The organism is Exiguobacterium sp. s28, from assembly GCF_018618135.1.
GTDB lineage: Bacteria > Bacillota > Bacilli > Exiguobacteriales > Exiguobacteriaceae > Exiguobacterium > Exiguobacterium mexicanum_A.
Genome location: NZ_JACSLL010000028.1, coordinates 1 through 3,074, shown reverse-complemented (window position 1 = coordinate 3,074; position 3,074 = coordinate 1). Strand labels below are relative to the sequence as shown.

3 protein-coding genes are annotated in these 3,074 nt (G+C 50.9%); 1 reads left to right on the top strand and 2 read right to left on the bottom strand.

What is annotated here, in order from left to right:
* Positions 1-459 precede the first annotated feature (459 nt).
* Together KNP78_RS15495 and KNP78_RS15490 are read right to left on the bottom strand one after the other, a co-directional pair.
* On the bottom strand, positions 460-1,008 hold the full coding sequence (locus KNP78_RS15495; RefSeq protein ID WP_214797556.1) for a DUF4256 domain-containing protein: 549 nt from the start codon (positions 1,006-1,008) through the stop codon (positions 460-462).
* Between the two features lie 104 nt (positions 1,009-1,112).
* Positions 1,113-2,270: an MFS transporter gene (locus KNP78_RS15490; protein ID WP_214797555.1), complete on the bottom strand. Its 1,158-nt coding sequence runs from the start codon at positions 2,268-2,270 to the stop codon at positions 1,113-1,115.
* A gap of 145 nt (positions 2,271-2,415) precedes the next feature.
* Between KNP78_RS15490 and KNP78_RS15485 the strand changes: the two genes are divergently transcribed.
* Positions 2,416-2,964 carry a GNAT family N-acetyltransferase gene (locus KNP78_RS15485; protein ID WP_138859331.1) on the top strand — a complete coding sequence of 183 codons (549 nt, stop codon included), beginning with the start codon at positions 2,416-2,418 and terminating at the stop codon, positions 2,962-2,964.
* Positions 2,965-3,074: the final 110 nt, after the last annotated feature.

Sequence of the window (3,074 nt, the reverse complement as noted above, 5' to 3'; positions counted from 1 at the left end):
AACGGCTTGAGCCCTGTCGAATACAGGTCTCAAGCCGCCTAGGCTGGTTTTCATTATTTGTCCTGTCTACTTGACAGGGAGCACTTCAAATCGTCTGCAGTTTTTTTGTTGGGGTGATGTAGACGTGAGATAAACCATCATGCCCATCCGTTCATTCATTTGAAATTTTTGGTAGGCATATAGGAGGTAGGCTTTAAAATTTGAACAGTTAAGACATGATGAATGGTTATCGTTTATTTCAAACACCGTATTTTGATCAAAAAATCTTAAGAAAGATATTAGGAGTAGGCTAACCTTCTTTTGATTGTCTGAACATATTTTTTTCTTGGCTGGGGTCCGTGTGCATCTGGGGAACAAATATTGTTTCAAGATTTAGAGGAGCCAACGCTGATGGGTGATATAGTTCCCAGTCATTTTCTTTTGGCTATCCACATCAAAAAGCAAGGCCCGTGGCCCTGCTCAAAGAATCAACATCCCGCGGAATCCACGGGCCGCATAATACGAATCGGCACCATTATGATAGAGGAAGATATGGTCGTAGCGGCGGTCGCAGAATAAGGCGCCGCCTTTTTGACGAATCGTTTCTGGAGTGAAAATCCAGCTCGATGTTTTCAAATCGAACGAACCGAGCGTCTGTAGATGACGATACGTTGCTTCGTCGAGTAGCTCGATTCCCATCTCCTCAGCCAATGCGACGGCGCTCCCATCCGGTTTGTTCTTCTTCCGTGCCGCCAACGCCGAAGCGTCATAGCATAGGCTGCGTCGACCACTCGGACTTTCTGGAGAGCAGTCGCAAAAAGCTAAGGCGCCATTCGGAAGTCGAATCACATCAGGTTCGCCGCCGGTTCGTTCCATCTCGGCAAGCACGACGAGTTTCCGGTCGTCCTCTTGAAGGCGAGTCAAGACGTCGGGCCAAGTTAGATCAGGATGTCGTTCGGGATGGGCGTTAAATCGTACATGTAGAGTTTGCAATATCTCGTCCTTTTCCTGGTTTGATAACGTGTTCATATTTAGATTCCTCCTAACTAGTATTTTCATTTTAGTATACGTGATGCGGAATGAATCTGTTGTAACCAAAGGAATTGTAAATCATATAAGGGGGCGCCTTTTTGTTATGAAGATTGGACCACATCTCCCATCTGGTCGATTTGTCGACCGACCCAGACGAGCGGAACGGTCAACGCTGCGCCAATCAAATAGACGATGGCAATCGGCAATCCGTCCGCGAGTAGTCCGAACGTCAGGCTGCCGATGCTGAAGGCGAGGGTGTAGGCCGTCTGTTGGACGCTATACACGTACGGAAGTTGCGAGGCAGGTGTCATTTCTTGGAGCACCGTGTTCGTCTGGATGATGCGGAGCTGGGTGGCGTATCCTTGAACCGCGAGCGCGATGAGCGCGAACGCGATATGAGATGTCATGCCGAACAATAGGGCCGCTAAGACAGACAAGATGGAGCTGACGGCGAGCGAGCTGTTGCGCTTTGCGCGATACAGGTAAGCGCTGGCCAGAATCATGCTAATCAAGAAGCTCGCGTTCATCGTTCCCCACCAGCCCGTATCGATGTGGAGGTGGCGTTCCAAATAGACGAGCAAGAGCGCCGAGATCCAGAGTGTGCTGACGAACGACTCGAACGTGACGAACACCGTGATTAACCTGGCGAAAGGAGCAGTGCGCACGAAGGCGAGGCTGTCCTTAAGCGATATGTCTGATTCGCCATCTTCTACCGTCACGTCGCGGTCGAGTGAACGGACGAAGCGAAGCGTGACGAGCGTCGAGAGCATGAACAACATCAACGCGATCATCAGAGCGAGCTCGCTTGAGAAGGAAGCGACGACCATCGTGCCGAGAGGCCACATCGCCAGCTGAATGAACTGGTTCGACCCTTGGACGAGACTGTTCGCTTGTTGGCGATTCGTCGTCAGCCTGGGGATGAACGACGCCTGGACCGGACGGGCGAACCCATCCAAGAAGGCGATGAGCACGACGAGGCCGAGGACGAGAATCGACTCCGACCAAATGACGGCCCCGAGCAAGACTGTCTTCAACAGTTGTGTGACGAGCAACGTCTGACCGAGGGTGAACCGAGACAAGACGCGGGCAAAGAACAGACCGCTCACGGTCATACCGATCGTGACGGCAATCGGGAAACTGGCCGCAGCCAGGGCGGAACCGGTCTGTTGATATAACAAAGCAATCAAGGCGACGATATAAAGCACGTCGCCGATATTGGCCAGCCATTGACTGACCAGCAGCAGGTAAAACGACTTCATCATGACTCTCCTCCGGAACTATTCAATTTTGGGTGGATGACATGAGGTCGAATTACATACTTTCACCGCTTTCAAATTATTTACAAATAGTTTACGATGAAATGATGAAGAACACAATAATTGGTAACTTAACGGGGGAAATGACATGTTACGCTATGACATCAATGATCAGCTTCAACTACGAATGTTCACCATTGACGACGCGGAGGCGTTGTTCCAATTGACGATGGCATCGAAGCCATACCTTCGCGAGTGGCTCGGGTGGCTCGATTACACCGAGACGGTCGAAGATTCGCGGCAAAACATCGAAGGACGAATCAAAGGATTGATGGAGACGGGCGGCTATCCGAAATCGTTCGCGATTGTGTATCAGGACGAGCTCGCCGGGACGATCGGCTTCAATGACATCGACCGGGGCATCAAATGCGGGACGGTCGGCTATTGGCTCGGCCAAGACTTTCAAGGCAAGGGCATCATGAGTCAAGCGCTCGAGACGGTCATCGATTATGGGTTCCGTGATTTGAAACTCGATAAAATCGAGATTCGGGTCGCAACTGGGAACGTGAAGAGCCGGGCGCTGCCCGAGCGATTCGGTTTCCTCGAAGAAGGGGTGCTTCGCAATGCGGAGTGGCTCTATGACCGCTACGTCGACCACGTCGTGTACGGGCTGTTGCGAGATGAATGGGCCCATTAACATACAAAACCCCGTCCTGTTTGATATGCTCCCCAATAGGTAGACAGATGAAATAACAAATCTGTTTATCTGATTGGGGAGTGTTTTTTTATGGTGAGAAGTCGGCATTC

What these genes read in the sequence shown, in the direction of transcription:
- KNP78_RS15495 (WP_214797556.1), bottom strand. Translation starts at nt 1,008, where the DNA reads ATGAACACGTTATCAAACCAGGAAAAGGACGAGATATTGCAAACTCTA.
- KNP78_RS15490 (WP_214797555.1), bottom strand. Translation starts at nt 2,270, where the DNA reads ATGAAGTCGTTTTACCTGCTGCTGGTCAGTCAATGGCTGGCCAATATC.
- KNP78_RS15485 (WP_138859331.1), top strand. Translation starts at nt 2,416, where the DNA reads ATGTTACGCTATGACATCAATGATCAGCTTCAACTACGAATGTTCACC.